The organism is Streptomyces cinnamoneus, from assembly GCF_014650495.1.
Classification (GTDB): Bacteria; Actinomycetota; Actinomycetes; order Streptomycetales; family Streptomycetaceae; genus Streptomyces; species Streptomyces cinnamoneus.
Genome location: NZ_BMVB01000055.1, coordinates 1 through 7230, shown reverse-complemented (window position 1 = coordinate 7230; position 7230 = coordinate 1). Strand labels below are relative to the sequence as shown.

Annotated in this window: 1 protein-coding gene and 1 pseudogene; both read right to left on the bottom strand. The window is 72.6% G+C overall.

What is annotated here, in order from left to right:
- A pseudogene (locus tag IE182_RS31340) lies at positions 1-2108 on the bottom strand (type I polyketide synthase); the annotation flags it as partial.
- A 73-nt stretch (positions 2109-2181) separates the two neighbouring features.
- Positions 2182-7230: type I polyketide synthase (locus tag IE182_RS31335; RefSeq protein WP_190113389.1), on the bottom strand; the 5049-nt coding region annotated here is incomplete at its 5' end.

Genomic DNA, 7230 nt, shown 5'->3' with positions numbered 1-7230 from the left:
GGCAGCGCCTGCATCAGCGCGGCACGCGCCGACACCAGCTTCGCCGCGTCCTCCAGCGACAGCGCACCCGCCACGTGGGCGGCGGCGATCTCGCCCACCGAGTGGCCGGCGACGTAGTCCGGCCGGATGCCCCAGGAGTCGAGGAGCCGGAAGAGTGCCACCTCGATGGCGAAGAGGGCGGGCTGGGCGAGGCCCGTCCGGTGCAGGTCCTCCGAGTCGAGGTCGATCGTGGCGTCGAGGTGTGCGCACACCTCGTCGTACGCGGCGGCGAACACCGGATAGGACGCGTACAGCTCCCGCCCCATGCCCAGGCGTTGCGATCCCTGGCCGGAGAAGAGGAATCCGACGCGGCCGCCCGTGCCGGACCGGCCCCGTGCCACGCCGGGAGCCGCGGCTCCGGCGGCCACCGCGCGCAGTCCCTCGGCGAGTTCGTCCGCCGTCTCGCCCTGCACCACCGCGCGGTGCTCCAGCGCCGTGCGCGTGGTGGCGAGCGAGAACGCCACGTCCCGCAGCGGGGTGTCGGCGTCCGTGCGGGACAGCAGGCGCTCGGCCTGGGCGCACAGTGCCGCTTCGCTCTTGCCGTACAGCACCCACGGCACCGGCCCGCCCTCGGCCGGCAGCGCCGCCTCCACCGCCTCCACCGCTTCTGCGGTTTCTGCGGCGTCCGTGGACTCGGCTGCGGCGCCGTCCGCCTCCTCCTGGGCGTCCCGTGCGAACGCGCCGGCCGGCGGGGCCTCCTCGATGATCGTGTGGGCGTTGGTGCCGCTGATCCCGAAGGAGGAGATGCCGGCCCGGCGCGGCTGGTCCGACGCCGGCCAGGGGACGGGCTCGGTCAGCAGCTGTACCGCGCCCGCCGACCAGTCGACGTGCGGGGACGGCGCGTCGACGTGGAGCGTGCTCGGCAGTTCGTCGTGGCGCATGGCCATGACCATCTTGATGATGCCGGCCACACCGGCCGCGGCCTGCGTGTGACCGATGTTGGACTTGATCGAGCCCAGCCACAGCGGCTGTTGCCCGGAACGGCCCTGGCCGTAGGTGGCCAGCAGGGCCTGGGCCTCGATCGGGTCACCCAGTCTGGTGCCCGTGCCGTGCGCCTCCACCGCGTCGACCTGGGCGGCGGTCAGCTGGGCGGCGGCGAGCGCCTGGCGGATGACCCGCTGCTGGGAGGGGCCGTTGGGGGCGGTCAGGCCGTTGGAGGCGCCGTCCTGGTTGACGGCGGACCCCCGTACGATCGCGAGGATCTCGTGCCCGTTGCGGCGGGCGTCCGAGAGGCGCTCGACCAGCAGGAGGCCGACGCCCTCGCCCCAGCCGGTGCCGTCGGCACCGGCCGCGAACGCCTTGCAGCGGCCGTCGGGCGCCAGGCCGCGCTGGCGGCTGAAGCCGACGAAGGTGGCGGGGCCGACCATCGCCGTGACACCGCCCGCCACGGCCAGCGAGCACTCGCCGTTGCGCAGCGACTGGACGGCCAGGTGCAGGGCGACCAGCGACGACGAGCAGGCCGTGTCCACCGTGACGGCCGGGCCTTCGAGACCGAAGGTGTAGGCCACCCGGCCGGAGGCGACGCTGCCCGAGGTGCCCGTTCCCAGGTAACCCTCAAGGTCTTCCGGGGAGTTCTGCAGGGTGGCGAGGAACTCGTGGTTCATCACGCCGGCGAACACGCCGGTCCTGCTTCCCGCCAGCGAGGCGGCATCGATGCCCGCCCGCTCGAAGAGCTCCCAGGACGCCTCCAGCAGCAGCCGCTGCTGGGGGTCCATGGCGAGCGCCTCGCGGGGCGAGATCCCGAAGAGACCGGCGTCGAACTGCGCCAGGTCGCGCAGGAACGCACCCTCACGGGCGTAGCTGGTCCCCCGGTGTTCGGGGTCCGGGTCGTAGAGCGCGTCCAGGTCCCAGCCGCGGTCGGCGGGGAACTCCGAGACGGCGTCCCGGCCGGTGGAGACCAGCTCCCACAGGTCCTCCGGCGAGCGGACGCCTCCCGGGTAGCGGCAGCTCATCCCGATGATGGCGACCGGTTCCCCGGCGGCGTCCTCGTAGTCACGAAGGCGCCGCCGGGTCTCCTGGAGATCTGCGGTGACTCGCTTCAGGAAATAGCGGAGCTTGTCCTCGTTCGCCACCGAAATCGTCCCTCACCCCTGCGAATACTTACCGGAATTCGGCAAGGAGTCGCCCGGGACACCGGAACCGTCAGGAGATTCCGAATTCCTTGCCAAGAAGGTCAAACACTTCGTCGTCCGTGGCCGATTCCAGATCGCTGCTGCTTCCGGGGCCTTGTGCCGTCCTGCCGGATTCCCCGGCAATCGCCAACAGGCTCTGGAGCTTTGACACGATCCGATCGCGGGCATCGCCCTCCGACAACTTGCTATTCAATTCTTGTTCGACCTTGTCCAGGGAGGCAAGTAGGGAATCCACTAGAGCGGGTCCGGCCGCACCCGTCGTCTCCGTCAGCACGTGCCGGGCCAGAACCGCGGGTGTCGGGTAGTCGAAGACCAGCGTCGCGGGCAACCGCAGCCCCGTGGCCCTGTTCAGCCGGTTGCGCAGTTCGACGGCCGTCAGCGAGTCGAACCCCAGCTCCTGGAAGGCGCTTTCCGGCTGGATCGTACGGTCCGAGGCGTGCCCCAGGACCGCGGCGACCTCCGCCCGGACCAGGTCCAGGACGACCTTCTCCCGCTCGCCGTCCGGCAGGCCGTCCAGGCGGGCCGTCAGCGAGGCCGGGGAGGGCGCGGGCGCGGAGGTCCGGGCGGTCCTGCGGGCCGGAGCCGGCACCAGGGCGCGCATCACCGGCGGTGCTTCGCCGGCGCGCAGCGCACCGGTGTCGATCCGGACCGGAGCGAGCACCGCCTCGTGCGAAGCCAGGGCCATGTCGAACAGCCGCAGCCCCTCCTCCGACGACAACGGCAGCACACCGCTGCGGGCCATCCGCGCCCGGTCGGCCTCGGCGAGACCGTCGGTCATCGCACCGGACTGCTCCCACACTCCCCAGGCCAGCGACGTGGCGGGCAGCCCCTCACGGCACCGGTGCGAAGCGAAGGCGTCGAGGAAGGAGTTCGCCGCCGCGTAACTCGCCTGACCGGCGCTGCCGACCGTTCCGGCGACCGAGGAGAACACCACGAAGGCGGCCAGATCCGTTCCCCGGGTGCACTCGTGGAGATTCAGCACGGCGTCCACCTTGGGGCGGAACACCTCTGCCAGCCTTTCCGGCGTGATCGAGGAGACGACGCCGTCGTCGAGAACACCCGCGGTGTGCACGACGGCCGACAGCGGGTGGTCGCCGAGCCCGCCCAGCAGGGCACGGACCGCGTCCCGGTCCGCCACGTCGCAGGCGGCCCAGGTGACCTCGGCCCCCCACGCCGCCAGCTCGGCGGTCAGCTCGGCCGCCCCTGCGGCCTCCGCTCCCCGGCGGCTGGCCAGCAGGAGCCGGCGCACCTTGTGCTCGGACACCAGGTGCCGGGCGACGAGCCCGCCCAGCGCACCGGACGCACCGGTCACGAGGACGGTGCCGTCGCCGAAGCCCGGCCCGTCGGTGACGGATTCGGCCGCCTGCACCAGGCGCGGTACGAGCACGTCCTGGCCGCGCACCGCGAGCTGCGGCTCACCGGAGGCGACCGCGGCGGGCAGGATGCGGATCGCCGCGTCGGCGTCCTCCGCCTCCACCAGCACGATCCGGTCCGGGTTCTCCGACTGCGCGGACCGGACCAGACCCCACACCGCCGCATGAGCGAGATCACCCGGGCGGGTCACCAGCACCAGACGCGACGGCCGGTCCTCCGCCAGCCACCACTGCACCAACGCCAACACCTCGGCCACAACGGCATGCACACCCTCTGCCGTGCCCCCACCGGACCCGACCGGGCACGACACGACGGCGAAGTCGGGCAGGACGGGCTCGGCGGCCAGTGCAGCCAGGTCCGTGTAGCCCTGGACGTCGAGTTCGGCGGCGTCGCCGAGGGCCGCAGGCCGCCATTCGAGGCCGAACAGGGAGTCCTCGGCGCGCCTGCCGGAGCCGCCCGCCTTGAGCAGCTGCTCCCGCGACACCGGCCGCAACGACAGCGCCTCGGCCGTGGCCACGGGGCCGCCGGCGGCATCGGCGACGGCCAGGGAGACCGCATCGGTACCGGTCCGCGACACCGTGACCCGCAACGACGTCGCCCCGGCGGCCCGCACGTTCACACCGGACCAGGCGAAGGGCAACAGCGGCCCGTCCTCGACGGGGATGAGGCCGCCCGCGCCGATCGCATGCAGCGCGGCGTCCAGCAGCGCCGGATGCAGCGCGAACGCGCCCGCATCCGTGTCCGCCTCCGCGCCCGTCCCCGTGCCGGTGTCCGCGTCCTCGGTGAGGGCGACCTCGGCGAAGACGTCGTCCCCGCTGCGCCACACCGACCGCAGGCCCTGGAAGACCGGCCCGTATTCCAGGCCGAGCCCGGCCATGCCGTCGTAGAACCCCGTCAGGTCGACGGCCTCCGCCCCCGCCGGCGGCCACGCCCCGGCGCCGGCACCGAAGGCGGCATCGAAGGCGGCATCGTGCGACGACTCGGGGAGCTCGCCCGTCAGGGAGCCGACCGCGTGCCGGACCCACGGCCCGTCGTCCGCAGCGTCCTCCAGCCGCGAGTGAACAGTCAGTGCTCGCCTGCCCGGTTCCTCTTCCGCGCCGACCCACACCTGCACGGCGACACCGCCGTGCTCCGGGACGATCAGCGGCGCTTCCAGGGTCAGGTCGTCGATCTGTGCGCACCCGGCCTCCTCGCCCGCGCGCACCGCCAGCTCCACGAGCGCGGTCCCGGGCAGCAGCACGCTGCCCATGACCATGTGGTCGGCGAGCCAGGGGTGGGTCTTCAGCGAGAGCCGCCCGGTGACGAGGAATCCGCCGCTGCCCGGCAGCGCCACCGTCGCACCCGCCAGCGGATGCACGGCCGCCCCCAGCCCGAGCCCGCTGGCGGCAGCACCGCCGGCCGGCTCCTCGGGCACGTCCAGCCAGTACCGCTCGTGCTGGAAGGCGTAGGTGGGCAGGTCGACCTTCCGCGCGCCGGGGAAGAGTGCCTGCCAGTCCGGGGTGGTGCCGTGGACGTGCAGTTCGGCGAGCGCGGTGACGATGGCCTGGGGTTCCGGGCGGTCGTTGCGCAGGACGGGGACGGTGACGGCCTCGTCCAGGCAGTTCTGCGTCATACCGCTGAGCACACCGCCGGGGCCGATCTCGACGAAGGTGGTGACTCCCTCGTCGTGCAGCGCCTGGATGCCGTCGGCGAAGCGGACGGCCTCGCGGACGTGCCGCACCCAGTACTCCGGCGTGTACGACTCCGCCAGCCGGCCCGTGAGGTTGGAGACGACCGGAATCCGCGGCTCGTCGAACCTCAGGCCGCGGACGACCTCGGCGAACTCCTCCAGCATCGGATCCATCAACGGCGAGTGGAACGCATGACTGACCTTCAACCGCGACGTCTTACGACCCTGCTGGGTGAAGTGCTCAGCGATCTTCACCGCTGCGCCCTCGGCGCCGGAGACCACCACCGACCGCGGGCCGTTGATCGCCGCGATGCCGACCTCGTCGGTCAAGTGCGGCAGGACCTCGTCCTCCGTGGCCTGCACGGCGATCATCGCACCGCCCGCAGGCAATGCCTGCATGAGCCGAGCGCGAGCCGAGACCAGTTTCGCCGCGTCCTCCAGCGAGAGCACTCCGGCCACATGAGCCGCAGCGATCTCACCCACGGAATGGCCGGCCACATAGTCCGGCCGCACGCCCCACGACTCCAGCAGCCGGAACAACGCCACCTCGACCGCGAACAACGCAGGCTGGGTAACACCGGTCTGGTTCAACCCCTCCGAGTCGACGTCGAATGCCGCACCGAGCTGCGCACACACCTCGTCATAGGCCGCGGCGAAGACCGGGAACGCCTCATGGAGCTCACGCCCCATTCCGAGCCGCTGCGAACCCTGACCCGAGAACAGGAAACCGACCTTGCCGGCCTTGCCCGGCTCGCCCATGACGACCCGGGGGGACGGGGAGCCGGCGGCCAGTGCGCGCAGCGCCGTCAGGAGTTCCCCGTGGCTCTCCCCCACCACAGCGGCCCGGTGCTCCAGCGACGAGCGGGTGGTGGCGAGCGACAGGCCGATGTCGGCCGGCCGCGCCCCGGCACCTCCGGTGCCCTCGGCTTCCATGAAGGACACCAGGCGCTCCGCCTGGGCCCTGACCGCCGTCGCGGTCTTCGCCGAGAGCACCCACGGCACCACCGAACCCTGCTCCGGGGACGGAGGAAGCTCTGCCGTGTCAGGTGCCTGCTCGACGATCACGTGCGCGTTGGTGCCGCTGATGCCGAACGAAGAGATCCCTGCCCGGCGGGGGTCGTCCGACTGCGGCCAGTCGGTGGCCTCCGTCAGCAGCCGCACCGTGTCGGCCGACCAGTCGACGTGCGGGGTCGGCTCGTCCACGTGCAGCGTCTGCGGCAGCACGCCGTGGCGCATCGCCATGACCATCTTGATCACACCACCGACACCGGCGGCGGCCTGCGTGTGGCCGATGTTGGACTTCAGCGAACCGAGCCACAGCGGCCGGCCGTCGGGCCGCTCCTGGCCGTACGTGGCGATGAGCGCCTGGGCCTCGATCGGGTCACCCAGCTTCGTACCCGTGCCGTGCGCCTCCACCACGTCCACGTCGGCCGCCGAGAGGCCGGCGGAGGCCAGGGCCTGACGGATCACCCGCTGCTGCGACGGACCGTTCGGCGCCGTCAGACCGTTCGACGCACCGTCCTGGTTCACCGCGGTGCCCCGCACCACGGCGAGGACCTGGTGTCCGTTGCGGCGGGCGTCGGAGAGCCGTTCGACGAGCAGCAGGCCGACACCCTCGCCCCAGCCGGTGCCGTCCGCACCGGCCGCGAACGCCTTGCAACGACCGTCCGCCGACAGCCCGCGCTGGCGGCTGAACTCCACGAACGTCGAAGGAGTCGCCATGACGGTGACGCCGCCCGCCAGGGCCATCGAGCACTCGCCGCTGCGCAGCGACTGGATGGCCAGGTGCAGGGCGACCAGCGACGACGAGCAGGCCGTGTCGACGGTGACCGCCGGGCCCTCCAGGCCGAACGCGTAGGAGACGCGGCCCGAGGCGATGCTGCCTGCGCTGCCGCTGCCCAGGTAGGCGTCCATGCCGTCGGGTGCCGTCTTCACCCGCCCGCCGTAGTCGTGGTACATCACGCCGGCGAAGACACCGGTCCTGCTGCCGCGCGCCGAGGCCGGGTCGATGCCCGC